Origin of the sequence: Sulfuricurvum sp., assembly GCF_049587615.1 — a bacterium.
Taxonomy (GTDB): domain Bacteria; phylum Campylobacterota; class Campylobacteria; order Campylobacterales; family Sulfurimonadaceae; genus Sulfuricurvum.
This window is the reverse complement of the sequence record NZ_JBAVEF010000050.1, coordinates 69,457-95,896: the sequence shown is the minus strand read 5'-3', so window position 1 is coordinate 95,896 and position 26,440 is coordinate 69,457. Positions and strand designations below refer to the sequence as shown.

The 26,440-nt window shown below is 46.5% G+C and carries 28 protein-coding genes and 1 tRNA gene; 12 read left to right on the top strand and 17 right to left on the bottom strand.

What is annotated here, in order from left to right; translation table 11 throughout:
- Positions 1-129 precede the first annotated feature (129 nt).
- The 3 genes from WB308_RS09005 to WB308_RS08995 all read left to right on the top strand — a co-directional run bounded on the left by WB308_RS09005 (position 130) and on the right by WB308_RS08995 (position 3,903).
- Positions 130-2,001, top strand: a complete 1,872-nt coding sequence (locus tag WB308_RS09005; protein ID WP_424190922.1) for a flagellar hook-basal body complex protein — start codon at positions 130-132, stop codon at positions 1,999-2,001.
- Between the two features lie 401 nt (positions 2,002-2,402).
- Positions 2,403-2,798, top strand: coding sequence for an RDD family protein (locus WB308_RS09000; protein WP_424190921.1), 396 nt, complete (start codon positions 2,403-2,405; stop codon positions 2,796-2,798).
- Entirely contained in the window at positions 2,758-3,903 is a 1,146-nt protein-coding gene (locus WB308_RS08995) for an MFS transporter (RefSeq protein WP_424190920.1), read from the top strand. The genes WB308_RS09000 and WB308_RS08995 overlap by 41 nt, the downstream gene beginning before the upstream one ends.
- Here WB308_RS08995 and WB308_RS08990 read toward each other — a convergent pair.
- The 5 genes from WB308_RS08990 to WB308_RS08970 all read right to left on the bottom strand — a co-directional run bounded on the left by WB308_RS08990 (position 3,900) and on the right by WB308_RS08970 (position 6,789).
- Positions 3,900-4,607 carry a DUF481 domain-containing protein gene (locus WB308_RS08990; RefSeq protein WP_424190919.1) on the bottom strand — a complete coding sequence of 236 codons (708 nt, stop codon included), beginning with the start codon at positions 4,605-4,607 and terminating at the stop codon, positions 3,900-3,902. The genes WB308_RS08995 and WB308_RS08990 overlap by 4 nt on opposite strands.
- A complete protein-coding gene (locus WB308_RS08985) occupies positions 4,604-5,449 on the bottom strand; it encodes a mechanosensitive ion channel family protein (protein WP_424190918.1) in 846 nt (281 codons plus the stop codon). Before WB308_RS08985 ends, WB308_RS08990 begins: the two co-directional genes overlap by 4 nt.
- An 11-nt stretch (positions 5,450-5,460) precedes the next feature.
- Positions 5,461-6,081, bottom strand: a complete 621-nt coding sequence (locus WB308_RS08980; protein WP_424190917.1) for an NAD(P)H-dependent oxidoreductase — start codon at positions 6,079-6,081, stop codon at positions 5,461-5,463.
- A 76-nt stretch (positions 6,082-6,157) separates the two neighbouring features.
- On the bottom strand, positions 6,158-6,505 hold the full coding sequence (locus WB308_RS08975; RefSeq protein ID WP_424190916.1) for a DUF309 domain-containing protein: 348 nt from the start codon (positions 6,503-6,505) through the stop codon (positions 6,158-6,160).
- Positions 6,481-6,789 (bottom strand): hypothetical protein, encoded by a 309-nt coding sequence (locus WB308_RS08970; RefSeq protein ID WP_424190915.1) that lies wholly within the window; start codon positions 6,787-6,789, stop codon positions 6,481-6,483. The genes WB308_RS08975 and WB308_RS08970 overlap by 25 nt, the downstream gene beginning before the upstream one ends.
- An 83-nt stretch (positions 6,790-6,872) precedes the next feature.
- On the opposite strand from WB308_RS08970, the gene WB308_RS08965 reads away from it, so the two are divergent.
- Complete coding sequence (locus tag WB308_RS08965; protein ID WP_424190914.1) at positions 6,873-9,716, top strand: helicase-related protein; 2,844 nt, start codon at positions 6,873-6,875, stop codon at positions 9,714-9,716.
- Here the strand turns inward: WB308_RS08965 and WB308_RS08960 are convergent.
- From WB308_RS08960 to WB308_RS08940, 5 genes are all read right to left on the bottom strand, one after another.
- Positions 9,646-10,275, bottom strand: a complete 630-nt coding sequence (locus tag WB308_RS08960) for a DNA-binding protein (RefSeq protein WP_424190913.1) — start codon at positions 10,273-10,275, stop codon at positions 9,646-9,648. The genes WB308_RS08965 and WB308_RS08960 overlap by 71 nt on opposite strands.
- Positions 10,272-11,231 carry an HD-GYP domain-containing protein gene (locus tag WB308_RS08955; RefSeq protein ID WP_424190912.1) on the bottom strand — a complete coding sequence of 320 codons (960 nt, stop codon included), beginning with the start codon at positions 11,229-11,231 and terminating at the stop codon, positions 10,272-10,274. Before WB308_RS08955 ends, WB308_RS08960 begins: the two co-directional genes overlap by 4 nt.
- A 9-nt stretch (positions 11,232-11,240) precedes the next feature.
- A complete protein-coding gene (locus tag WB308_RS08950) occupies positions 11,241-11,738 on the bottom strand; it encodes a YajQ family cyclic di-GMP-binding protein (protein ID WP_424190911.1) in 498 nt (165 codons plus the stop codon).
- Between the two features lie 142 nt (positions 11,739-11,880).
- A complete protein-coding gene (locus tag WB308_RS08945) occupies positions 11,881-12,582 on the bottom strand; it encodes a succinate dehydrogenase/fumarate reductase iron-sulfur subunit (RefSeq protein WP_424190910.1) in 702 nt (233 codons plus the stop codon).
- Positions 12,583-12,646: 64 nt separating this feature from the next.
- Positions 12,647-14,248, bottom strand: a complete 1,602-nt coding sequence (locus WB308_RS08940) for an FAD-dependent oxidoreductase (RefSeq protein ID WP_424190909.1) — start codon at positions 14,246-14,248, stop codon at positions 12,647-12,649.
- 88 nt (positions 14,249-14,336) lie between these two features.
- On the opposite strand from WB308_RS08940, the gene WB308_RS08935 reads away from it, so the two are divergent.
- Positions 14,337-15,242: an AEC family transporter gene (locus WB308_RS08935; protein ID WP_424190908.1), complete on the top strand. Its 906-nt coding sequence runs from the start codon at positions 14,337-14,339 to the stop codon at positions 15,240-15,242.
- Here WB308_RS08935 and WB308_RS08930 read toward each other — a convergent pair.
- The 3 genes from WB308_RS08930 to rpsU form a co-directional block, all read right to left on the bottom strand.
- A complete protein-coding gene (locus WB308_RS08930) occupies positions 15,220-16,149 on the bottom strand; it encodes a D-2-hydroxyacid dehydrogenase (protein ID WP_424190907.1) in 930 nt (309 codons plus the stop codon). The genes WB308_RS08935 and WB308_RS08930 overlap by 23 nt on opposite strands.
- 83 nt (positions 16,150-16,232) lie before the next feature.
- On the bottom strand, positions 16,233-17,396 hold the full coding sequence (gene purT, locus WB308_RS08925) for a formate-dependent phosphoribosylglycinamide formyltransferase (RefSeq protein WP_424190906.1): 1,164 nt from the start codon (positions 17,394-17,396) through the stop codon (positions 16,233-16,235).
- A 119-nt stretch (positions 17,397-17,515) separates the two neighbouring features.
- On the bottom strand, positions 17,516-17,728 hold the full coding sequence (gene rpsU, locus WB308_RS08920) for a 30S ribosomal protein S21 (protein ID WP_015652475.1): 213 nt from the start codon (positions 17,726-17,728) through the stop codon (positions 17,516-17,518).
- 104 nt (positions 17,729-17,832) lie between these two features.
- Here rpsU and dnaG point away from each other — a divergent pair, with 104 nt between their 5' ends.
- Positions 17,833-19,476: a DNA primase gene (gene dnaG / locus WB308_RS08915; protein ID WP_424190905.1), complete on the top strand. Its 1,644-nt coding sequence runs from the start codon at positions 17,833-17,835 to the stop codon at positions 19,474-19,476.
- A 149-nt stretch (positions 19,477-19,625) separates the two neighbouring features.
- Positions 19,626-20,597: an argininosuccinate synthase domain-containing protein gene (locus WB308_RS08910; protein WP_424190904.1), complete on the top strand. Its 972-nt coding sequence runs from the start codon at positions 19,626-19,628 to the stop codon at positions 20,595-20,597.
- Here WB308_RS08910 and WB308_RS08905 read toward each other — a convergent pair.
- A complete protein-coding gene (locus WB308_RS08905) occupies positions 20,590-20,853 on the bottom strand; it encodes a cation transporter (RefSeq protein ID WP_424190903.1) in 264 nt (87 codons plus the stop codon). The two genes, WB308_RS08910 and WB308_RS08905, sit on opposite strands and share 8 nt — an antisense overlap.
- 231 nt (positions 20,854-21,084) lie before the next feature.
- Here WB308_RS08905 and WB308_RS08900 point away from each other — a divergent pair, with 231 nt between their 5' ends.
- Positions 21,085-21,774 carry a sulfite exporter TauE/SafE family protein gene (locus tag WB308_RS08900; RefSeq protein WP_424190902.1) on the top strand — a complete coding sequence of 230 codons (690 nt, stop codon included), beginning with the start codon at positions 21,085-21,087 and terminating at the stop codon, positions 21,772-21,774.
- A 55-nt stretch (positions 21,775-21,829) separates the two neighbouring features.
- Positions 21,830-22,252: a hypothetical protein gene (locus WB308_RS08895; RefSeq protein ID WP_424190901.1), complete on the top strand. Its 423-nt coding sequence runs from the start codon at positions 21,830-21,832 to the stop codon at positions 22,250-22,252.
- 6 nt (positions 22,253-22,258) lie between these two features.
- Here WB308_RS08895 and WB308_RS08890 read toward each other — a convergent pair whose 3' ends face one another.
- Positions 22,259-22,843: a hypothetical protein gene (locus tag WB308_RS08890; protein WP_424190900.1), complete on the bottom strand. Its 585-nt coding sequence runs from the start codon at positions 22,841-22,843 to the stop codon at positions 22,259-22,261.
- A gap of 109 nt (positions 22,844-22,952) precedes the next feature.
- Here WB308_RS08890 and WB308_RS08885 point away from each other — a divergent pair.
- From WB308_RS08885 to WB308_RS08875, 3 genes are all read left to right on the top strand, one after another.
- Positions 22,953-23,028 (top strand) — tRNA-Ala (locus WB308_RS08885).
- A gap of 88 nt (positions 23,029-23,116) precedes the next feature.
- Entirely contained in the window at positions 23,117-23,641 is a 525-nt protein-coding gene (locus tag WB308_RS08880) for a hypothetical protein (protein WP_424190899.1), read from the top strand.
- A 15-nt stretch (positions 23,642-23,656) separates the two neighbouring features.
- A complete protein-coding gene (locus tag WB308_RS08875; RefSeq protein ID WP_424191020.1) occupies positions 23,657-24,331 on the top strand; it encodes a TonB family protein in 675 nt (224 codons plus the stop codon).
- 2 nt (positions 24,332-24,333) lie between these two features.
- Here WB308_RS08875 and WB308_RS08870 read toward each other — a convergent pair whose 3' ends face one another.
- Together WB308_RS08870 and WB308_RS08865 are read right to left on the bottom strand one after the other, a co-directional pair.
- Entirely contained in the window at positions 24,334-24,726 is a 393-nt protein-coding gene (locus tag WB308_RS08870; RefSeq protein ID WP_424190898.1) for a hypothetical protein, read from the bottom strand.
- A gap of 112 nt (positions 24,727-24,838) precedes the next feature.
- A complete protein-coding gene (locus WB308_RS08865; protein ID WP_424190897.1) occupies positions 24,839-26,344 on the bottom strand; it encodes a hypothetical protein in 1,506 nt (501 codons plus the stop codon).
- Positions 26,345-26,440: the final 96 nt, after the last annotated feature.

The following is a 26,440-nucleotide window of genomic DNA, read 5'->3' as shown; positions in this document are numbered from 1 at the left end:
TATCCGTTTGGCTTCCTGCTTGCGGGAAATTCAAGTATTCATGTAGCTGATCGGGATTTCCTTCCGATCACGTTTTAAAAATGGAATATTTTTTGCTTATTCTGTTTACTTTGTCATAAAGGACACATTATGTTACGCTCACTTTTCGCAGGTGTTACCGGATTGCAATCACATCAGATTGCGATGGACGTCGAATCGAACAACATTGCTAACGTTAATACCATCGGTTATAAATATTCTCGTGCCAATTTCTCGGATCTGCTCGCCCAGACCAATCAGATCGCTACGGCCCCGCAAGGAGAACTGGGAGGAAAAAATGCCGTCCAAATCGGATTGGGAGCCACGGTCAATTCTGTGACGCGTATCCACTCCCAAGGTTCGATCCAAAATACCGATAAAAACACCGACGTAGCCATTCAGGGTGACGGTTTTTTCATCGTCTCATCCGATGGGGGAAATACCTACAAATACAGCCGTTCCGGTGACTTCAAATTTGATGCGGTCGGGAATTTTGTCGATAATAACGGCTTTATTGTCCAAGGATGGGTTCGCGATGCCGATACCGGGCTCGTAGACTCGACCGCACCGATCGCCAATATCCAAATCCCGCCGGGGCTCACGACTCCCGCAAATGCCAGCAGCCAAATCGTCGTCAAAGCCAACCTCAGTTCCAGCGCCATCGTTGAGCAATTCAGTCCTACCTATGTACTGGATGCAACCGCAGGGTTGGATCCGCTGACCAAAGAAAAAGCAGAAGATATGGGCGTTATGTTTAACGCAAGCGGAGAAGCATTTCAACTGATCCCTGAAAATGCTACAGCCGGAACAACCGGACAGGGTGTTTTGGTCTCTTTCAATAACAACCTCGATACGATGGAATTTCGCTATACCAATGATGCAGCCCTTGTCGGACTTGCCAGTGCGGGGACATCCGGCGTTGTAGATGACCCTCTCACCCCTCTTGTCGACGAAGCCGTTGCCGCGATACCCGGTGTCTACTATTTTCAAACAACCGAAGATCTCCGTGCCGGGATGCAAGCAATGGCCTCTACCGTATCAACGGGTGCAACCGTAACGCTCAACAATCAAGGGAAATTTGTGGTGAGCAATCCGGATACCGCTGCCGGAAGCCCTTTAACCATTACCGTCGATGGAATTACCGATCTTAATACGGTTGAAAACATCCGTTTTACATCAAATTTTATCACGATGGCCGGCTCTTTGCCTCCGGGGACCTCGCTCAAACAGTCCCAATCGGTCAATGCCGCAACCCACTCTGCCAGTATCGATATTTTCGATTCGCTCGGAAGCAAACATACGATTAAAATGGATTTTCGCAAACAATCGATCAATACCAAAGACGGAGTAACCGAATGGAGTTATACCATTACCGCCCCTCAATCCAGTTCGATCGGCGGTGTGGCTCCGTATGAAAATATTCTCGAAGGGGGAATTATCCAATTTGGGAGCAACGGTCAACTCGCCGGATACAATATTCCCAGCATCGACTTCTCCCCGAATAACGGTGCAGCTCCGAATCAAGCGGTCAGCCTCGATTTCGGATCAATCGGCGGATTTGACGGTATCACCAGTTTCGACAATCCATCGGCAACCAGCGGTATTAGCCAAGACGGTTTCCCGGGTGGGGATCTTGTCGGTATCCGGATCGACCAAAGCGGTACCCTGATCGGATCTTTTTCCAACGGGCGCTCGTTTAGTTTGGCACAAATTGGGATGGCAAAATTTGCCAATAACGAAGGGTTAGTCAGCGATGGAGGCAATGTCTATTTGCAATCGGCCAACTCCGGTGATCCGATCATCGGTACGGCAGCGACGGCAGGGCGCGGTTTTATGCAATCCTCAGCGCTCGAAGCCTCAAACGTCGATTTGTCCAAATCACTGACGAACCTCATCATTATCCAACGGGGATATCAGGCGAACGGCAAAACGATTACCACCTCAGATACTCTTCTCGAAACACTGCTCGGAATCAAACGTTAATATTACTTTTTTTTAAATGCCAAAGGAATAGAATCCCTTTGGCTGTACTTGAAGGTTGAATGGGCGTAAAATATTTCTTTATTTTTTGTTTTGGATTTGTTTGTTTGGGAGATAGGCCCGGCAAGTAAGGAGGTCTCGCCGGTGCTTTGAAACTTAAGGAGTGAGTGATGAATGAAACAATCTCTCTTGACTTGCTGCTGTCAATCGGGATAAAAGAATTATGAACCAAATTAGTAAACGAACAGTAATAACATCGTGTTTTAATCTCCACTTCGTTACAATTGCTTATGCGATGGCGAACCCTAAAAACAAAAAAACAGCACCAAATTTTATCGACTAAACCAAAAACCTTATTTGCCCCTTTTGGGCCGCGTGCTCTTGGTTTTGTAACGGACATCTTCATGATCGGCTTACCCATATCCTTGCTGATGATGATGCTCTTTGGATACGATCAGATGCACACGGCAAGCGGGTTGGATGTCCTCGTGAACGATCCCAAAGCCCATACCAATCCCCCCAATCCGATCGCATCGATCCTGCAAATGGTCCTATTTTTCATAACGTATGTAGGGCTATGGCATCGAAGCGGTCAAACGCCGGGGAAAAAACTCGCCCATATCCGCGTCGTGGATGCCGCTACGCTGGGGAGTGCCCCTTATTGGAAGCTAACCTTGCGTTTTATCGGTTATTTTTTCTCTCTTATTACCTTGGTTGGTTTTTTTATCGGCTTATTCCGCAAAGACAAACGGACCCTCCATGATCTCATCAGCGGCACTGCCGTTATCCGCGTCCCCTAACGTGGCTGTTTTAATTGCCTCTTTTTATTTTTTCTATTTTGCCCTAATCGGGGTCCACATCATTTTCGTCCCCAAAATTCTTTCTGAAGTGGGTTACAATCCGCTCGACATCGGCATTATTTTTGCCTCCGCCCCGCTGGTGCGGTTTGCCATACCGTTTTTGTTTCTGAGAGGATTCCGGCTAAATCAAAAAACCTTTTTTGCCGCCCTGGCCCTTATGGGACTTAGCGCCATCGGTTTTTACAGTGCCTTGGAATATTTTTGGCCTCTGCTCATCGTCAATATACTCTTTGGAATCGGGATTTCCCTGATTCTCCCCTACATTGAGGTCATTTCGCTGGAGCAGATCGGGCGGGAGCGGTACGGGCGGATCCGGATGTTCGGTTCACTCGGTTTTATTGCCGTTTCGCTCGTACTGGTCGAATTTCTCACCACCCCCTACATCGGAATCTCCTTTTTAATTTCCATGGCTCTTACTACCCTTCTCTTTGGGGCATTGATCGCACTGCGCCAGCACGGAGTCGCTTCAAACGAATGCGGTGCAACCGATAACCTGTGTTTCTTTTCTATTCGAGACCATATCCCTTTGTGGATCGGATTTTTCCTGATGCAGGTGAGTTTCGGCCCTTTTTACAACTTTTTTACCATCTATACGACCGATCACGGCATCTCTTTGAACACCACGGTATGGCTTTGGAGCTTCGGCGTTATCGCCGAAATAGTGATGTTCTACTTTCAAGGACCGCTGCTGCGGGGCAATTTGTTACGCCTCCTTCAGGTTACGGCATTCATCACAGCCTTGCGTTGGCTGATTGTCGCCTTTTTCCCTGACTCTACACCGCTCCTTTTTGCCTCTCAGAGCCTCCATGCTTTCAGTTTTGCCCTGTTTCATACGGCCGCTATTGCGATGCTTTTTGAGCTTTACAGCGCACGTCGCCGTCTCTCTCAGCAGTTTTTCTTTGGTATCTCGTACGGCCTTGGGGGATTTGTGGGGGCGATCGGGGCGGGGGCACTGTATCAGTACACTCCGACCTTTTTATTTATCGGAGGGGCGGTTGCAGCGCTGGGTGCAGCAGTGGCATTTTGGGTCACTAAAAAGCACTAAAATCTTTTAGCAATCAACGAGACTAAAAATGTTCGATCGATTGTCGATGGAGACAAAGGAATATTCATATAATCGACTTTGTAGCTTATCCCCATCGAGAGGATTGGAGTGATTTTTGTTTCCATTGCAATTTTACTGTTAAAATAATTGTACTGCGTATTTTCCAAATTAACTCGATAAAACGATTCTTGCGTAAATTTCAAATTATCTTTTACCTGCCAACGATAAATTGCGCCGACTCTGCTCGAAGAATAACTATCACTTGGACCATTTTCAGATTTATTTTCCCCATACAGAAGATTGGCTTTGAAATCGAGTTGATGCTCAGCAGAGTCAATCGCCTTCACTCCAATCTCCGGTTTGCTGTAAAGCTGATAATCCAATCCGATAAAACGATCCTCTTTATAGCCCACCAAATAGTTTATACACGTCCGAGAACCGATTTTGTAGTTATAACTCAACTCACTCGACCATTTATCTTTGGACATCTTCTCGCTGTCGGTTGATTTGCACAAATTGACATTGATACCTAACGCATGTTCATCCCATTGTTTTTTTGCGACACCCTCAAAAGCAATCAATGGAATATCGGTACTTCTTTTGGTATCAATATACAAAATCTTGCTTTGGGTTATAAGTGGTGATTCATGCCCCATCAACGTGACACCTAAAAACAAAGAGGGAAGAAACCCTTTTTGGATCATAGTTCCCCTCTTTTGACATGCAAATCCATCTGCGGAAAGGGAACCGTTATTTTGTGCTTGTCAAATTCAAGTTTTACCGATTCGGTGATCTCAAACATAACATTCCAATAATCGTCTACAGCGACCCATGGGCGTGCGATCAACTGAACCCCATCGCGTTCCAATGCACCCACCGCAACAATCGGTTCAGGATCGTTAAGCACTTTTGCATGGGTTTGAAGTACATTCTTGACAACCTCTTTGGCCACTTTCAGATCATCTTTATAATCAATGACGAAAGCCATATCGATACGCCGCGTATGATTTCCCGTGTAATTGATAATATTACCGGCGATCAGCGCTCCGTTGGGGATGATAATGGAGCGGTTGTCGGCGGTTGTGAGGGTTGTTGAAAAAAGATTGATCGATTTGACATTCCCCATCACCCCTGATGCTTCAATAAAATCCCCTACTTTAAACGGACGAAAAAAGATAATAAGGACTGCAGCACCCACGTTGGCAAGGGTATCTTTGAGCGCCAATCCGATGGCTAGCCCTGCCGCACCGAAGACGGCGATAAATGAGGTCGTCTCAACCCCGATATTACTTATGGCTGCCACGATCACAATCACAATCAGCGCAACATACAGCGCATTGCTTGCAAACGAAATCAATGTTGAATCAACATGAGCGCGCGCCATACCTGCACCCATCAAGGTGACAACTTTACGGGCTACCCATTTTCCGATAAAAAAGATGAGAAGAGCACCGAGAATTTTCAACCCGTATTCGGTTGCATACTCCAATACAATATCACTGTAGTGGACTACTTTATCTTCGACGTGTTCGATTTTACTGAACATTTGGCTATTCCTTAGCGGTATTCAACAATCTGTTTCATATCGAGTCGTTTTTGCTCACTTTGAGCGTTCACACGATACCCAAACGCGCAGATCACGGCTACACTATGACCGTATTCGAGATCCAAGATCGCTTCTACCGATTCTTTATCAAACCCCTCAATCGGACAACTGTCGATTTTCAGTGTCGCCGCATAGGTCATCATGTTGGCCATAGCAATATAACACTGTTTCGCCGTCCAGTTCTCCAGCAGTACCTCATCGCACTCGATCGGTTCAAGATAGTTTTTGTACACACCCATATAAGTATCAACCGCTTCGGCAGGGAGTCCGCGACGTTCGAACATCTTCCGTACATACGGCGTGCCGCTGCGAACCGTATCGTTATCGGTGGTAAAAATGACCAACTCCGAACATTCGGTAATCTGGTTTTGATTCCAACACGCACTTTTGAGTGCTTTACGCAGAGCCGGTTTACGGATGACCATAAGCCTCCACGGCTCCATTCCAAATGAAGAGGGTGAAGTACGGGCGACTTCCAAAAGCGATTCAAACTCCTCCGCCGGAATCTGTTTTTCGGTATCAAACTGTTTGCACGCATGACGAAATGCCATTGCTTTTAAGAACTCGGACATAGTATATTCCTTTGGATGCATTGTCATCCCCGACTTGATCAGGGATCCATCCCCAAAAGCAGCTGGATTCCCGTTTTCACGGGAATGACGGGAAAAACAATACTTGATGTTTTTTTTCTATCAATTCCATCATTTTACCGTAGAGTTCTTTATGGGGAGTAACAAGCGACTCTAAAAGCGGACGATATTTGAGATAGGTTTTCCATGCAACCTCAGAAGGGCTTGGACGCCCCCGCTTGATCAGCTCAAAACTCACCGCCGCATTGATAAACCCTTTCCAAAGTTTTACCTCATCGTTATCCTCAAAACGACGAGGGAACCACAGCTGCTCCAAATCCTCATGGGCATCATAAAAACGCTCCTCATGGATCGAACACGCATAAGCCGCAAACGCTGCTGTTATATCCGAAAATTCTTGCGCCAATACCCTCGCCCTCCCCGTAAGCTGATACACACGTGATCCGGAAATTTGGTTCTAAATTCCTTCAGCCGCTCTTTGGATGATTTACCCGTGTCGCAGTAAAAGACGAACACACTCCCCTCCGGTTCTTTCTTAAGAAGCGGCGGAGCATAAAGGGTCGTCTCAGTACCGTCGATAGGATTGAGAATCGTATCAATCAAGAGGACCCTGATCCCTTGGGTTTCTAAGGTTTGTTTGTTTCGCAAAAACTCTTCTTGAGTCCATTCATCGACGCTCAAATCGATCATCTGCTTTCCCCATCTGTTATTTCATGAGAGTTTATCAAAGCTATAAAGGCTTTAGCCTTAGGATTTTAGGCTACACTTACACTATGGCAAAGAAAAAGAAAAAAATGATCAAACTCAATCAATCCATCCGCCATTTTTTCGGCGATGAAGGATTTGACGAGGGGATAGAGCGGGTCCCTACCGAATCGCTGATCGCTCTCGCCCATACCTTAGGGGTATTTAGCGGAAGCACTGACAAAACGGCTTTAATTAAAATGTTCCGACGTTTGTGGTCGGAAGGTGAGAGTGATAATCGTGAAATGATTGTCGCATTTTTTAAAAATGAGGGGAAAATCTATCCCAATCCCAAGCCCAAAGAAAAACCGCATGAGCGTGAAGAAAAGATAGATGAGCTCTTAGAGGCTTTTGAGATCACCCCGGAAGAGCGCAGAGCGCTCCATGCCTCCTTTATCGACATACGTACCCGTAAAATAACCCCCGAAAAGATTGCCGGGAAACTGGAGCATATCCGCTATACCCGTAAACGCGAAGCACTCGAAAAAGCGCTGGAGGGGAAATTTAATTTTGACGATACCTTAGAATATTATGCCCCGATCACCTATCATATAGGGACCGAAACCTTTACCAAAATTCATGTCCTCAAAACAGCTCCAATGAACGAAAAACGGCTCCATGAAGAGACATTGGACGTTTTGATTCCTGAAATAACAGAGCTTAAAACAACACTAACAACACAAAAACAAAAGCAAACAAACCTGTTTTTATCTTCCCTCAATCTCACGTCCCATCGTTATTTGACGCAAGAACAAATGGTTTCCTCTCTCAAAAGTGCCCCTCCCTCTATACAAACCTATGGAACCCTCAGCCCCGACATCCTCAGAGAGGTTTTAGCGCATCATCTTCATACGCCGCTCACCTCTATCGGGACGGAAGATCTGATGATCGAGATTGACAAACAACTCCATCTCCCCCACCGAGGTCTCCCACTTGAATATACTCTTTCCCTTCATCTGGATGCCACAGAGCTAAGCCGCCAGATCTGGAACGAAGAAGAACTCACCATTACCGCAATGGTAGAGGAGCAAAGTATCCATGAAGAGAGGGCATTTTTAGAGGAGCTGAACCATTTGGTGAATGAGTGCCGGACCCGTGCCAAACTGCTGGAGATGAGTGAAGAACTCCTTTACGGTATCGTTTATGAGTTACTCCTCCCCTATCTCTCCCTCACTCCGCACATCAGTTCTAAAACGTCACGGCGGGTGCTGTTCGCCTTTGATCAGCGCATTGCCGGCGAATTGCTCAAACGTCAACGTCAGGCCCTCCTGGCCCGAACGGTGCGCGATTTTAAAAACCTCTTTCCCCTTGCCCGTTCCTTGCGCCGCCGCCTCATTTTTCACACAGGTCCCACGAACAGCGGCAAAACCTACACGGCGTTTCAGCAGTTGAAAAAGGCGGGGACGGGATATTATCTCGCCCCGTTGCGTCTGTTAGCGTTAGAGGGGTACGAGAGCCTCCGCGACGAGGGGGTCAGTGCTTCGCTGATTACCGGAGAAGAGCAGCTCCTCGATGAAGATGCAACCCATATCAGTTCCACCATCGAGATGCTGAATTTCGAGACGGAAGTCGATTGCTGTGTCATCGATGAGGTGCAGATGATCGATGACCGTGACCGCGGATGGGCGTGGGCGAATGCCATCATCGGAGCCCCGGCCAAAACCGTTATTATGACGGGATCCCCCAATGCCCGTGAAGCGGTTGTTGCTCTCGCGGAATATTTGGGCGAACCGTTGGAGATTGTCGAATTTGAGCGGAAAAATCCTCTGGAACTGCTCAAATCCCCTACCCCGATCGATGCGATCGAACCGAAAACAGCCGTCATCGCGTTCACCCGTTCCAACGCCCTGCGGTTGAAACAACAGCTCTCCAAAACCTACCGTACCAGCGTCATCTACGGCAACCTCAGCCCCGAAGTACGCCGTGAAGAGGCGCGCCGTTTCCGCGAAGGGGAAACCGATATCCTTGTCGCGACCGATGCAATCAGTATGGGGCTGAACCTCCCGATCAAAACACTCCTCTTCTCCAAGGCCGACAAATTCGACGGACAAAACCAGCGCAATCTTACCGCTACCGAGGTACGGCAGATTTCCGGACGGGCGGGACGTTACGGATTGAGTGAAAAAGGGTATGTCGGAGCCCTCACCAATGACGTACTCAAAACGATTTCTACCCTCTTTACAAAAAATATAGAGCCGATCACTCTGCCGTTTAACGTCATGGCAAATTTCGATCACATCATGCTCGTTTCTAACATTTTGGAAGAGAAATCTCTCTCCAACATCGTCGATTTTTTTGTCCAAAATATGAAATTTGAAGGCCCTTTCCGCGCCGCAAATCTCGAATCGATGCAGGAAGCCTCCGCCATCGTCGATCATTACGATCTCGATATGCGGACCAAATACACCCTTGCCACCGCACCCCTCTCGACCTCGTCACCCCTCGTGATGGCGGCCTTCGAGCGCTACGTTCGGGCCCTCGAGCAAAAAAAACCGATCGCCTACATTCCTCCGCAGCGTTTGGGCAATCATGCCCTCTCTATGGAAGAGCTCCAAGAGGCGGAAGACCGGATAAAAGAGATCAGTCTCTATCTGTGGCTATCGTATCGGATGGGGGAATTTTTTGTGGATGCGGAAAAAGCACGCATGTTTCGGGGAGAACTGAACCGTTTTATCGAAAATTCCCTCCAACAAAGCCATTTTGTCCCACGATGCAAAACCTGCGGAAAACCGTTAGCGCCGCAGAGTGAGTTTGCTATTTGTCAAAGTTGTTTCAATAATCTCAATCGGGCCAAACAAGGGATTAAAAACGCAATAAGTCCGAGTAAGCATAATGAGAGGGATTCAAGAAAATCTTTCCGTCGCGGACGCTAAGGCGTTCGTCATCATTCTCTGCGGCCTCTGCGAAACGGCTTTTAATTTTTTTCTTTTCTTTATCTTTGATCCGTTTGAGTTTTAAAAATGATTTGAGCGAAATCCATTCATCGATTTCGATATCGACAACATCTGCATTGATAGCATCGCCTCCCAGCCCCTCCTGTATTACCGTATCGGCATTGACATGAGAGAGAAATTTCGTCGCGACGACATGCAAGACGCTGCGCAGCTGCGCATCCCTTTCTTTATAGATCTGTTCGACTTTGATCTTCTCATCAATCAGCATCTGTTCGCGTTGATCACGCAAACGGGTCGTCTCTTTTTCGAGTGTATCCACTTTTTCACGGAGCCGTTCATTCTCTTGTTCGATGTATTGGGTATAACGGTTATCACCCACCGTGTTAGCCGCAGTGTTATTTTTCGCCGATTCAACGGCAACGTATTTCACCCCGTTTTCAACAATACAATCCAGACTGCCGCGTCGGATACGGTTATGGATCGCCTCTTTGGATACTTTGAAATATTCAGCCGCATCAGCGATCGTCATTTTTTTCATGATTTTCCTTGCTCTTGTTTTCGTAACATCTTAATAAACGCATCCACCATTTCCATGTCCAAATGTCCCCTCATCTGCTGTTTCATCAGATGCAATGATTCATAAGAACTCATGGGGTCTTTATAGGAACGTTTGGTAGAGAGGGCGTCAAACACATCACACACGCCGATAATACGGGCAAATTGACTGATTTCTTCCCCCCTAATATTATCGGGATAACCGCCCCCCTCCATTTTTTCATGATGATGGCGGATACCGCTTAAAATACGTTCATCGGTAATCCCCAGGATCAAGGCTATCTCATGTCCCAACGCCGGATGATCCTTCATCTGGGAAAACTCCTCGTCCGTGAGTTTCCCGTTTTTATTGATAATGTCGTAATCGATTTTACTTTTCCCTAAATCATGCAAAATCGCCGCCATCCCCAAAACCTCCAATTCTCTTCCCTTTATACCAAGATATGACCCCAGACTCAGGGTATAAATACTGACGTTAATGGAATGGGTATGGGTATAAAAATCGTGTGCCGTAATCTTCATCAACGATTCAACGGCATTATAATCGTGCAAAATAATATCGATAAAATTATCAACCACCGGCTGTGCATTTTTGACATTTTCGAGCGATTCAGGATTTTTAAACATCGCATCAATCACTTCAGTCGCTTTTTCATAGACCAGCCGTGCTTTTTGTTCGGTGGGGATATCTTTGTTTTGTGCAATGCTTTGGAGATGACGCGTCACATACGCGTTATAACGTTCCTCTTCTTCTTCACGGATATAGAGCGTCTCAACTTCACGGAGCTTGACCTTAGCATTGCCATCAACGGCCGTATCACTTTGCAAAAAAAGGCTCATTTCCGTTTTGGTTTCATTCGTCAAAAAAAGGTTAAAATCGATCTGAGCCCCCTCGGTTATGAGCCGCTTGTCGATCGGTTTATACCGTTTTTTGCTCATTACAAAACCTTAGCGGAAATTATCAAACACGAGCGGCGCTTCCCACTCCAATGCCTTGATTGCAGCAATGATCTTTTGGAGTTCATCAATCTGTTTGGACTTGACGCGGATATGCTCCCCTTCGATCGCGACGGAGGCTTTTGTTTTTAAATTTTTGATTTCTGCCTGAATTTTTTTCGCCTCTTTTGCATCGATGGTGTCGACGATTTTATAGGTTGCCTTGCGGCTCCCGCCGCTTGCATCTTCCGTTTTGAGTTCATTCAGCGCTTTGGAGGAGAGACCTCGCTTGATCAGTTTGGCGACGACAATATCTTTAAGCGCGTCGAGTTTGTTATCGCTGGAAGCAAGAAGAATAAGTTGTTTTTCTTTTTCACGGTAGTTGATCTCATAGGTAACCCCTTTGAAATCATAACGGCCTATAACCTCTTTTTCAGCTTGGGCAATCGCGTCTTTAAAGGCTTGAAGATCGATTTTTGCGGAAATATCGAGAGAGTGTTCAGATGCCATACAAAATCCTGTTAGTTTTTATAACAGTTAGTATAACACATTGTTTTTAGATTCTAGACAAAGTTTATTGTACTCGTCATACCGTACTTGATACGGTATCTATTATTTTTGGATTCCGTGTCGTGGCACGGAATGACAAGGGCTAAAAGTTCCATCCTCCAAAATCAAAACCTCCTCCAAAATTCATCGTCGGATCAGGATAGCCCAACATACCGCTTTTGGTTCGTAACATTCGAATATCCTGCATCGGAGCAATCGCTTGAGGACAAACGGGAACACACGCTCCACAGAGGGTACAATCCCAAATGCCGTTAGTTTGGATCGCTTCCATTTTCGCATCACTGTTAGTCTCTCTGGGATCATTCACATAACGCCATACACGAGTAAGAGCAAACGGGCCGATAAAATCAGGATTAGCGGCATACACCGGACAGGCACTAAAACATGATGTACACAAAATACAATCGCTTTGCGTCTCAATCCGCTCCATCTCTTCGGCACTCACGTTCATCTCTTTGGACGATTCGCTCCATGCCATCCCGGCACGATTAAAACGTTCAACCCTACTCGAATCAACCACCAAATCCCGAATCACACGGGTATTGCGGACAGGTTCCACGGTATCACCGTCTTGAGCTTTGTACTCACACATCAGCTGCTCGCGACCGTTTACACGAACGGCACAGCTGCCGCATACTCCGCTTCGGCACCCATGCGAATAGGTCAGTGTTGGATCGATTTTGGTTTTGATATGATTGAGAAGAGTCAGGAGCGTGACATTTTCTAACTCGACGTTATAAGTTTGTTCTTCATCGTTATGAGATCGTAGTATTGAAATATTCATCAGTCGCACCACTCTTTCTCATACTCTTCTTCGTCATCGTCAAAATCATCATCTATATCTTGGTTCATTGTATAAAATCGGCGCATAGCACTCCATCCTCTTTCCATGTAATTGTGTGAGCTCCGAACATTCGGTCGTTTCTCTGTGGTGCATCGATCCGATAATGCGCTCCTCGACTCTCGACACGGCTGATCGCGCTCACGACGATAATCTCCGCTAACTCAATCTTATTCCCGAATTCAATAAACTCGACTAAATTGGTATTGCAAATTTTGGACTTGTCACGCGGTCCCATAAACGGCAACTCTTTTTGCATCTGACGAATCGCCCCAAGAACCGCTTTGAGCCCCATATCATCACGTACCAAACCGACGTTGTTATAGAAGATGTTAGCAAGCATCTCCTGTTTTTGGTAAAAATCGATCTGGTTGGTAAAATACATCACTCCGCGGACAAAATTGGTATCTTTGGCTAACTGTGGATTTTCGCATGCAGGAGCAGGGGATTTATCTCCATATTCGGTTGCATTTTTACCGCACTCACGTCCGTAAACGACAAGTTCCAACAGTGAATTTCCACCCAAACGGTTAGCACCGTGGGTTTTATGATTGGCACACTCTCCGACAGCAAACAAACCGCTAACACTGCTCATACATGCGGCGTTGACTTCGATCCCCCCCATGCTGTAGTGGGCGGCAGGCTTGATCGGAATAAGCTCGTTCACCGGATCGATCCCCTCATAGATTTTGGCCAATTTCCGCTCTTGGGGAAGTTCATGATCGACAAAATGTTCTCCCAAATGGCGGATATCGAGATAAACAGCACCACTTTTGTTTATTTCATCATGGATTGCGCGGGCAACAACATCGCGGGGAGCCAGTTCATCGGTAAATCGGTCTCCCTGGGCATCGACTAAATATCCGCCCGCCCCCCGTGCACTCTCAGAAATCAAAATAGAGGAGCCTTTCAGTGCCGTAGGGTGGAACTGGATAAATTCCATATCGGCGAGTTTTGCCCCCGCACGTACGGCCGCCGCTAATCCATCTCCTGTGGCCTGCACCGAATTCGTCGAGTGCTTTCCGTACAATGCACCGTATCCGCCCGTCGCAAGTATCACCGAATCGGCACGTATCTCTTCTACTTCTCCCGTTTCGATATGTAAAAACGTTGCCCCCAATACACGGTTAGCGGTTTCATCGACAATCAGGTTGAGCAAAAAACGCTCGTTTTTAAATTCAATCCCTGCTTTTAGGCATTGATCGTAGAGGGTATGAAGCAGTTTAAGACCCGTATAGTCTTGCGCATAACAAGCTCGTGGTGCCGATGCACCGCCCAGTCGTCTGCGTGCGATTTCTCCCCCCTCATCACGGCTGAACGGAAGACCTATACTGTTGCACCAACGGACAGCCTCGGGCGCTTTTTCACATAGCAAAGCTATCCGTTCTTCATCTCCTAGACCCGCACTTGAGCGAAGCGTGTCTTCTATATGATCGCTAATACAGTCATCGCTGTTCAAGACGGCGTTCATCCCCCCCTGCGCCATAGAGGTTTGGGAACGTGTCGGAAGTGTTTTTGATGCAACAACAACTTCTGCACCCGCTTCACATGCCGACAATGCGCTCACCAATCCCGCACCGCCGCTGCCGATTATCAATACTCTCGCCATAGTGTGACTCCTTATTGTTGCGATTTTACCCGATGGAGTGTTAGCTCTCACTCAAAAAGATTGACTAATTTTTTAGATAAAATAAACTATGCAAACTTTATTCTCCATTATGGGTATTTACCTCTTTATCGCTGTCGGTTTCGGTGCTAAATGGACCTTCAAAGAAAAAATCGATGACCGTACTATTACCCTCCTCAGTGTCTATTTTTTACAGATATTTTTGACCTTTTGGGGGCTACTCAAACGCCCTATCGATACGGAGCTGATATTTGCCCCTACCCTCTATCTGGGAATCACACTGCTCTCATTGCTACTGATGATTCCATTGGCACGGATGTTATTCAACGACACGAAAGAACGTTCCATTGCCACTGTCGCCGCATTGATCGGCAATACAGGAAACCTTGGGATTCCACTGGGAATTGCCCTCTTTGGTGAAGAGAGTATCCCCTACACCACCCTTATCAACCTTGTCAACGTTTTCGTGGTCTATACGATCGGCGTATTTTATTACTCACGCGGAGAATTCAGTGTCCGCGGATCGCTTCTCAATATCCTCAAACTCCCCGTTCTTTGGGCGGCAATGGTCGCCATCGCACTGAATCTCATCGGATATGTTCCCAGCCCTGCGGTCGATAAAACCCTCATGATGGGGGCATATGCGTCGATGACGATGCAGCTCGTATTGTTTGGGATTTATCTCTACGGCATTAAATTAGGTGAAATCGATCTGCGTCTGACCGCATGGGTCAACGGAACGAAATTTATTTTGATACCCGTCATCGCATTTGGTGTGTTAGGGTTAGTGGAGATGGATCCGATGGTGAAGGGGATTTTATTTTTAGAGTTGATCGTCCCGCTAGCGGTAGCAAACGTGAACCTCGCCTCGCTCTATAACTGTGCCCCTCGAACTGTGACCGTGGAGGTATTTACAACCTCCGTCGTATTCTTAGGAATCGCGCTGATTTTACCTACGCTGTTACAAATGTTTTGATATTTTCGATCGTAGTGGCGATCAACCGCTCTCTCGCTTCCCGTGACGTCCATGCGATATGGGGAGTAATATAGAGGCGTTCTGAGTGTTTTACCCCCAACAGAGGATGGGGTGTTTTCATTGGCTCTTTTGAAAGGACATCGAGTCCCACAAAAATCGGTTTGACATCGATGATGACCGAAAGGGCATCCTCATCGACGATTCCTCCCCGTCCGAGATTCAACAATACCGCACCGTCTTTCATCTGCAACAGTTCGGAGTGAGAGATGAGATTCTCCGTCGATCGGTTCAGCGGTGCATGGATAGAGATGATATCGCTGTTCTCGATCAAACGGCTCAGTGTCGTTTTCTCGTAATCAGTGTTCTCATTTTTCCCCGATGTCGAGTAATAACAGACGTTTGCACCAAACGCACGGGCAATGTTCGCCACACCGCGACCGATTTCACCCAGTCCGATGATCCCCCAGGTTTTTCCGCGAAGTTCGCTGAACGAGGGACCGATATGAGCAAATACCGCTTCCTTCTGCCATGATCCGCTTTTAACGTACTCGTCATAATAACGACTCTGACCCATCAGGTAAAACAACATCGAAAACGTGTGCTGTACGACCGCATCGGTCGAATAGCCTGCCACGTTTTTGACGCTGATTCCATGACGTGCCGCCGCCTCATGATCGATATTATTCATCCCCGTCGCCGCCACACAGATGAGCTTGAGATTCGGGGCTGTTGCCATTACGGCATCGTTGATAACCACTTTGTTAGTAACAATCACTTCAGCATCACGGACACGCTCTGCCGTCTCATCAGCAGATGTCGTTGCATACGCTGTTACTTCGCCTAACGCATTAAAACCTGCTAACGAAGTATCACCGTAGGTTAGTGCATCTAAAATTACAATCTTCATTTTTTCTCCGTCATCCTCGGGCTTGACCCGGGGATCCATCTTTATATTTTAGCTGGATTCCCGCCTACGCGGGAATGACGAGGCTATGCGTCTTGTATCTTTTTGATCAATTTTTTCGCTTTTTTCATCGCTTTGTTCACTTTGTCAAATACCAACACCACCGCCATACGACGTCCGACATGCGCTTCGGGTTTACCGAAGACACGGACAAAACTGTTATCATCAAACAACTCATCGGCGACATCGATCACCGGTTCATGCGATTCAACTGTCGATTTGAATGCCGCACTCGCACCCGCGCCGTAAAAGGTAAATCCGAGAGGCAGTCCTAAAACAGCACGTATATGAAGGGCAAACTCGCTTTGACTTTGAGTAATGAGGGTTACCATCCCGGTATCGTGCGGGCGCGGACTCACTTCGCTGAAATAAACCTCATCTCCCGCTACAAACAGTTCAACACCGAACAACCCTTTGCCGCCCAATCCGTCGGTAATCGCTTTGGCAATCTTTTGAGAACGTTTGAGCGCTTTTTTGGACATCTCCATCGGCTGCCAGCTGTAGATGTAATCGCCGTCTTTTTGGATATGGCCGATCGGCTCACAAAATACCGTCTCGTTACCGTTACGGGCAGTGAGCAAAGTAATTTCGTAATCAAAACGGATAAACTCCTCGACGATCAGTTCGCTCGCATCGCCGCGTGCCTCTTTGGCAATTTCCCATGAGTTTTCCAAATCAAATGGGCTATGCGCGATACTTTGTCCGTGACCCGATGAACTCATAACCGGTTTGATAACACACGGGAATCCGACATCTTCCGCTGCGGCGCACATATCTTCATACGTACTCACAAAATGATAACGACTGGTTTTAAGTCCTAACTCCTCCGCGGCAAAACGGCGGATATTTTTACGGTTCATCGTTTTGTTAACCGCTTCGGCATTGGGGATAACACAAAACCCTTCCGCTTCGGCAGCAAAAAGCGCATCGATGCTGATCGCTTCGATCTCAGGAAGAATGTAATCGGGTTTCTCTTTACGGATCAGTTTGAGTACGGCCTCTTTATCCTGCATATTCACCACATGAGAACGGTTTGCAACCAAATGGGCAGGGGCATGAGGATAACGGTCTACCGCAACGACTTCGATCCCGAGACGCTGTGCCTCGATTGCTACTTCTTTACCGAGCTCGCCGGAGCCTAACAACATGATTTTTTTGGAATTGCTTTTGAGAGGTGCGCTAAAGAGCATAATATAGCCTTGTGCAAAAATTGTTATACTAAGTTTAGCATAGGGTTAGTAAAGGTTTTGTTACAGAGGGAAAAGTTGAGGAGAAGAGGGTTGTAACCCAAGCGCCAAAGCGCGAGGAATTACAGGCGAGATTCGTAACGTCGCATCATATACAAACGTTTTAACATCTTTTTGCGAGCGCTGATTTTGAACTGTTTACGTTTTTCAGTCTCTGTAACATGGTTACGACGAGCACGGGCTTCAGTAACAATCAGATTACGATCTGTTTGTTTCTTGAAACGGCGGTAAGCAGCATCAAAGTTATCATCTTGTCTAAGAACGATACCAGGCATTCACATCACCTACTTTCTATTTAAAATTTTTCGAATTGGAATTATAGCATAGATGTATTCAAAACGCCATCAAAACCAAAGCACCGTTACGCTAAAATAAACCTATGATTACCCAAGACTCCATTGAGGCTCTCAAAGCCCGACTTGATATTGTTGATATCGTCGGCTCCTACATCGAGCTCAAACGTGCCGGAAGCAGCTTCAAAGCACCTTGCCCGTTTCACGATGAGAAGTCTCCCAGTTTTGTCGTCAATCCCGCGCGCCAAAGCTACCACTGTTTCGGATGCGGCGTCCATGGTGACAGCATCAAGTTTGTCATGGAGTATGAGAAACTCAACTATCCCGAAGCAATCGAAAAACTAGCCGCAACGAACAATTTCACCCTCCATTACACCGACGATACGAAACAGAAAAAACGCTCCAATCTCCTGGAAACCCTCAATGAGTGGTACCAAAAACTTCTGGAGCAAAACCGCACAGCACATGAGTATCTCCATGAGCGAGGGATTTATGCCTCCAGCATCGAGCGTTTCGGTATCGGATACGCCCCGACATCCCCGGAAACCCTCCGTTTTTTGGAACAACGCAAACTCTCTAGCACCGAAGCGATCGAACAAGGGGCCATCGGACGGGGGGATGACGGGCGCCTCTTTGCCCGATTCATCGAGCGGATCACCTTTCCGATCCACTCCACCAGCGGCTCCATTGTCGGATTCGGGGGACGAACGATTACGGGACATCAGGCAAAGTATGTCAACTCCCCACAAAGCGCTATTTTCAACAAATCGCGTCTGTTGTACGCCTATCACCTCGCCCGAGAGGCCATCTACCGCCGCCGCGAGATCATCGTCACCGAAGGGTATTTGGACGTCGTGATGCTCCATCAGGCGGGTTTTACCCATGCCGTCGCAACACTGGGCACAGCTCTGACGGCCGAGCATCTGCCGCTGCTGCGCAAAGGGGAACCCAAAATCTTTTTGGCGTATGACGGAGACAAAGCGGGACGTGCCGCCGCCTTTAAAGCCTCAAAACTTTTGAGTATGTCGGGGTTTGATGGGGGTGTGGTCTTGTTCGAAGGGGGACTGGATCCTGCCGATATGATTAAAAACGGTCAAATCGAAGCACTTAACGCCCTGCTGCACCGTCCGATCCCCTTTATCGAGTTCGTTATCTCCGAAATGATGGAGAATTACAATCTTCAAGACCCAAAAGCCAAAGAGAGCGCTCTGCATGAGAGCATCGGTTTTCTCAAAACCCTCTCCCCCCTACTCCAAGAAGAGTACCGTCCTCTCGTCGCATCAAAGCTCGGGATTTCCCCCTCTCTGGTCCCCCTGGGACACACTAAAAAGAGTGCTGCCCAACCGATCAATTTTTCCCATCATGACATTTGGGAGCTGAGCTTTATCAAGACGCTCATCGAACGCCCCCATATCACTGACACCCTGCTCGATTTTATCGATGCGTCCATTCTCCAATACCATGGAAGCGAATTTGAAGCAGCTCTTCAGGGGCGTTTGGATGATCCCCGACTAAGTGCCCTCATGATGGACGATCGGATTCGGGTATTTGAGGGAGATGAAGGGCTAAAACTGGAACTTATTACTTTCTTGAGTGCCCATTATAATCGTGAGCTCAAAAAAGTAACCACCCAAAATACGGTATCATTCGATCAAAAGTCGTATTTAATACGTCAATTTCGGGATAAAATTGAACGCCTCAAGCGGGGTGAACTCGTGCCGTTAAGTTAATACGTTATTACTTTTTTGTTCCGGTAAAAAAGTACCAAAAAACCTCATCTCTCAAACAAATCGCCTGCGCGACTCTCGCACTGCTGCTTTGCGCGCGGCTCTGATAAGGATGTTTGAGAGATAATTATTACATAATAAAGGACTACTTTATGAAAGCTATAGCCCTCTTCAGCGGCGGACTCGACTCAACTCTCGCAATGAAACTGATCATTGATCAAGGGATCGAAGTCATCGCCTGCAACATAAACACCGGATTCGGTTCAACCAAAGACCGTCTTACCCATATGAAAAATATGTGTGAACAGGTAGGCGCCGAGTTTCGGAGTGTCGACATCCGCGATGAATACATCAAAGAGGTACTTTTTACCCCCAAATACGGCTACGGCAAAAACTTCAACCCTTGTATCGACTGCCATGCCAAGATGTTTGAAGTGGCCAAACGGAAGATGGAAGAGTGGGGAGCGAGTTTCCTGATCAGCGGAGAGGTCCTTGGTCAACGGCCAATGAGCCAAAATCGTGAATCGCTCGATAAAGTACTGAACCTCAGCAACTGTGACGGCCTCCTTCTACGCCCGATGAGTGCCAAATCGCTCGAACCGACGCTTCCCGAGATCAACGGATGGGTTGATCGTGAAAAACTCGAAAATATCAGTGGACGCAATCGTGAGCGCCAAATGGAACTGGCAGAACAATTTGGCCTTAAAGATTATGAAGCACCGGGTGGAGGGTGTCTGCTCACGGATGAAAATTTTTCCAACAAAATTCGCGATTTTATCGCCCATGATACGTTTGAAGTCGCCGATATCCCGACCCTCAAATACGGTCGTCAGCTTCGCCTTCCCGAAGGGGCAAAACTTATCATCGGACGCAATGCGGAAGATAACGCGGTGTTAGAAGCGATCGAGAACCCAAAATATATCCACCTTTCTACCGAACTCGTAGGACCGCATGCGATGCTCTCACAAAACGCGAGTAATAACGACCGAGTGTTAGCGGCTAAACTGGTGTTAGCCTATTGTAAAGCGGGCTTTGAAGGGGAACAAACACTGGATTTCGGAGGAGTTGCACTCAGCACCGTTAGCGATCTCAGCCGCAACGATGCCCAAAAATATTTTATTTAGCGACCGAACAGCCGTAACCCGCTTTTTTAACCGCGTCGCACATCGCTTCAGCTTTGGTGCCGTCTGCGGCTTTCACTTCTGCGCGCCCTTCTTTGAGATAAACACTCGTATCTTTAACCCCTTTGACATCATTTAAAGAGCCTTTTACATTTTTGACACAGGCAGGACACATCATCCCATCGATTTTTAAGTTGACCAGCTGATCAGCACTTGCCACGGCCACAAAAGCGGCCAAAGAGAGTAGAACTTTTTTCATACACAAATCCTTTAAATCATTTCGTGCTATTGTTTCATAGAACTGTTAAAATTATGTTAAGTCTTAACACGGTTGTAACAAAAAAAATTTACACTATTAATATTTTTTAGAAGAATAATTAATATTTAGAAGCACACAGGTGTGCGTGGGCTTCCCGCCGAGGGAAACTCAGCGTTAGCGTAGCTAATGGGGACGCGTTCCAATAGCGTATAAAAACGACAAAGGAGTTTTATGTATTCAATCGAATGGTGGTTGATTATTTCCATAGCATTTGCCGGGAGCTTCGGCCACTGCATCGGGATGTGCGGAGGATTTATCGTCGCCTACAGCTCCACCAAAATCGATGCCTCAATGTCTCGTGGTGCGCAACTCATCCGTCACGGAGCGTATAACCTCGGGCGTGTCAGTTCGTATGTCATTCTGGGGATGATTTTTGGCGCTATCGGAGCGCTGTTCGCCCTGAGCATGGAGATGCACGGAGCCTTGTTCATCTTTGCCGGGCTTGTGATGATCATCACGGCACTGGGGATGTTCGGTCTCTCCAAACTGATCCATATTCTGGAACGCTCTTTTTCCACCAATCCCCTCTTTAAAACCCTCTTTTCCCGCCTTATCAAAAGTAAAAGCATCGGAAGTTTTTTCGCCTTAGGGGTAATGAACGGCTTTTTCCCATGCGGGTTTGTCTTTTTCTTCGCGGCAAAAGCAGCGGCTTCGGCATCTATCCTTGAAGGAGGATTGATTATGGCGGCGTTCGGTCTGGCCACCGTCCCGACACTCCTTGCCCTTGGGCAATCGGTGAGCTTTTTCAAAGAGATCGCATTTCGTCAAACCATGAACCGCATTGCGGCGTTAGCGATCCTCATTTACGGTCTCTACAGTGTCTATTACGGATTGGCCTACTTTTTCGATTTGCCGATTTAATCTGAAGATAAAACTTTACGTTATACTACAGGAAGATTTTTTCTAAGGAGCCGGGATGGCGGGAGTAATGTTTTCATTTTACAATTTTTCATCGTTGATCGATCTCAACATCGGGATATCAGATCGATTGGATGAAAATCGTTCAGAGAGTTTTACGATTTTATTTTGCGACTTTTCAAAGGTTTCGCAAACATTAATCGATATGAATCTTCCAAGCCTTCTTCGCACTTCCGATTCCATCGTCCATTGCGAACATTATTACTTTTTCGTAATGCCGTATACTGATCGGTACGGATGTGGTATCGTAAAACGGATGATCGAAGATCTTTTCACCGTATCCATCCCCTCCTGCGCGGTATGCTACCCGTCTAACGGCGAAAATTCATCCGAACTGCTCGAAGCACTTCATGTCGAAGCGAAAAAAATACATAAAATTGATTTGGATTGTCTTTATAGCGCAATGAATAAAGAGCCGTAAGACTCTTTATTTCTGCAGCGCTATCGGTTGAAAAGAGTGGTATGGAGAGTTTTTGTAATATTCAATCGCCTCGTGAATATCACTTTTACGGGCGAGGTTTCGATCGCAGAGATAGACCGCGGTTAAGCCCTTTACGCATGGTTGCACTTTGGCGCTCAAAGCAGACTGTGACGTTTCCTGCACTACTTTCGCAGCCGCTGTGTTCTCTTTTAGGGCAACAGCATCTTGTTTAGATTCAACAGCTGACGGATTGGTATCCTGTAGGGCGGTTGTATGTGTATTGTTTTTACCCAGGCATACTTGGGGTACAGTCCGATTGGTGGGACGGACAAAAGCATCTTTACTAATCGCTTTTGCTTTTTGAATGTCCGACGTAGCCGCTTTAGGAGTTGGATAACTGCCCACCGTTACAATGTTACAGTTCCCCTCTTTTTTCTGGGCCGAAGAGAGTGCACTTTTTTGCACTTTTTTTTCAAATGCCGGAGTGATCGAACTCTCTTTGAGAGCGCTGATCGTTTGAATCGTATATTCCTCCGCACTCAACACTACACTTGCGACACTAAACATCATTATCAGGGCTAATTTTTTCATACTCTCTATATCGACACGACACGAACAAAACTTTATCCCTAAAACACCCTTTTTACTCCGCATTGACTTTTAAGAGCTCTCAACGTATAATTCTGCTCCAAACATCTTTGGGCCCTTAGCTCAGCTGGGAGAGCGCGTCGCTGGCAGCGACGAGGTCAGCGGTTCGATCCCGCTAGGGTCCACCAGTAGTATTCCCCACTTTTCTTTCTTCATTAACATTTTAATAACCAAACCTCACTATAATATCTTTAATTATTTTCCTAAAGGAACCCTATGCGATTTTCTCTTGCTTTCACTTCACTTATTTTAAGTGCTTCATGTGCATTTGCCGCACCTGCTACACTCGCTACCGTAAACGGTAAAGCCATCACCACCAACGATGCCAACGCATTCATGTCAAAAGCGCTTCCGGGAATGAGTTATGAGAAACTCGATGCGAAGATGAAACGCCAAGTCGTCGAGCAACTGGTCAACCAAACCCTGATCAAAGATCAAGTACTCAAAAGCGGGATTCAAAGTACCCCTGCGTTCAAAGCCAAATATGCGGCAATTAAAGATGATTTGGCGGTTGATATGTGGATGAAACAGCAAATGAACAAAATCACCGTGACCGATAAAGAGACAAAAGCATTCTACGATGCCAACGGTGACAAAATGAAACAAGGGGATAAAAAACTTACCTACGAGCAAGTGAAAAAAGAGATTACCCAATTTATAAAAGTGGAAAAATTCAAAGCCCATATGAATAAAACGACGGACTCTCTCCGCTCAGCGGCCAAAGTAGAAGTCAAACTCTAATTGACGTTGGAACACGTGCGCCCCACCAAATCTCTCGCCCTCTCGATAGGGATTCACATCACTATTATTACTCTGGCGATCGGAGCATTCAGCGTGGTGCGCACAGCTCTGCCGATACCGCCTGAGAAAATTACCCTGAAAATTTTGCTCCACTCCCCTGCCGTGATTGTTCCCGAAGCACCGCTATCCGAGCCTTCGCCGAAAACAGCGGAACCAATCCCCATTCCCAAACCCGAAACGCCGCGTATCATCACGCCGCCCAAACCGCGCGTGATTGCCCAAAGCAACCCGACTGTACCGACACCTCAGAATATTCCGACGGTTACTCCTCCCGCAGCACTCCCAAAAGCTTCCGAAGCAGCGCCCGTGACCGTACCAAAAGCACCACCTCCGCCACCAAAAGCCCAAGAAAATTATGAGGAAGAGAACTTAGGGCGTATTCGCGCTATTTTAGCGGAACGGCTCAAATACCCTAAAAATGCCCTGCGTCTAAAACAGCAAGGGGAGACCAGCGTCACCTTTACCCTCGGAACCAACCGCGAAGTGAGCCAAATCACCATCACCCAAAGCTCCGGATTTGAACTCCTCGACGAGGCAGCACGCAGCCTCATCGAGAACTCCGCGAGCGAATTTCCAAAACCCTCCAAAAGTGTCCGTATTACCGTTCCGATCGCCTATAAACTCCGATAAACCTACCCTCTGGCCGCCAATCCTGCCGCCAGTGCTTTTTCAATCTCATGGGAGAACGGCGGATTGTTCACCCGCAATGTTTTTTCAAATCGGAGTATGAGTTTCGAATCGGTTCGGGGATGAACGCACAGCGATTGAATCAAATGTTTGTAGCTGCCCACGCTGTGAGGTGTAATCGTTCCGAAACGGCTTAGGATCATCTCGACGGCATACGTTAACGCCGCGCTGCCGGATGAGGGGTTGTTGATAATGGCGCTGAGCGATTCAAAGGTTTCGATACTCGCCGGGGCGACTGATACCGCTTTACGTTTATTGCCCCAAACGTAAAGCGAGACTAACAGGATTAAAACAAACGATAACCCAACAATGGTAAATATTAAATTGACAGGAATCATAATGAGGGTGCTCTTAGATTGATATGGAGTATATTGTAGCGAAAAAGGGATGAAGGAGAATGGGACTCCCGCACTGTGCGGGAGAAGAAGGAGAAAATGAAGGGTTAAAAGATTACCATTTAACTTCGGTAGTCAATTGATACACTGTTTTCGATTCACCAGTATCGAATCCAGCAAGACTTCCTGCGGTATATTCTTCATCAGCCCATTTAGCTGAACCAATAAAGCTCACATTTTTATTCATTTTATAAGCTACACCAGCAATGATTTTTGTTCCTTCAACACTCGAGCTCAGAGCACTACCATCCACTTTAGTATCGTCAATTTTATAATCATCATAACGTCCGATAACGGTCCAGTCTTGAATTGGACGGATTTCAGCATTCACAGAAAATACATCGTATTCACGTTTACCCCAGTTACTAGCAGTCGCCTGATCTTGACCTTTGTCTTCAGCAGTAACATATTGCGCTGCGATCAAGAATTCCGGCTGGTTATAAACGGCATGGATACCATAGAAATTACGGTCATATTCACCTTTTAATGCACTTGTACTAGTTTGATCCAATGTTGCACTATCGTCTTTGTGATTTTTAGACATTAACCCAAATGTTGAAAGGTGTGCATAAGTATCTTTCACACGATCATTTTTACTTACTTTTGTACCACTACCAAGCAAGTGAGCCGTCAAACGCCATTCAAGTGACATATCACCACTGTATTTTTGGTTAGCTGCCGCTTTATCCGCATGGTAACCCTCACCGTTGAAGATACCAATTTCAGAAGAGAACACATCTGTTTTTGTTTTAAAGTTCATACCGAAGTCAGCTGAGTTTACAAGGTCAACACCCGTTTCAGTACCTGTCCCTTTTTCTTCAATAACAACTTTGTTAAATGAACGGTAGTACCAAGCATTATGCTCTTCGTAATCGATCCATGGACGGTGAGCGATACCCGCTTCAACACCGGTATAAGGGAGGATTTCATCCAAATAAAGGTAGGCGTATTTTACAAATACGTTAGCATACCCGTTTCGTGGTACTGTTGTTGAAGTACTTGAAGTTCCGGTAAAAGTATCTGTTGTATCACCATCTCCGTTTAAATCTCCAGTTGTAGCACTTTCTTTAAGTGTTGTAGTTGTAGTCGAAGATGCTGTTTCAGAAGAAGTTAACTCTTTTGTTGCATCCATGGTTACACGGAAATAGTCCTTATCGTTAAAATAGGCTTTTACTTGAACGTAGTTACGGCGCATTTCAAAACCTGCTGAACTATCAGAATATTTTGCTGTATCGCCACCTGTCACAGATGTTGTAGTATCTGGGTTTGTGCTTGTGTACCCAAGATAATGCGTACCGCTAAATTCGATTTTTTTCGCTTTAGAAGTAACGTTGGTATATTTTTTCATCGCATCTTTGTACTCTGCAAAACCTGATTCGATTTCACGGTCAGACATATCAACAGTTTTCGCATCAACGAAGTCGCCCATCTCAACACGGCCTTCAGCCGGAGTCGTGTAGACTTGTCCTGTTTTCGGATCACTGTAAAGGGTCAATGCATCAGCCGATGCAACACCACTGATCATCGCCGCAGCAAGGGCAGATAATGCAACTTTTTTCATAAGAATCACTCCTGTTTTTTAGTGGTGTCATTGTAGAGAAGTTTGATTACGTGATTGTTACATTACGAAATGGTTACGATAAGGAAAATGAATAAA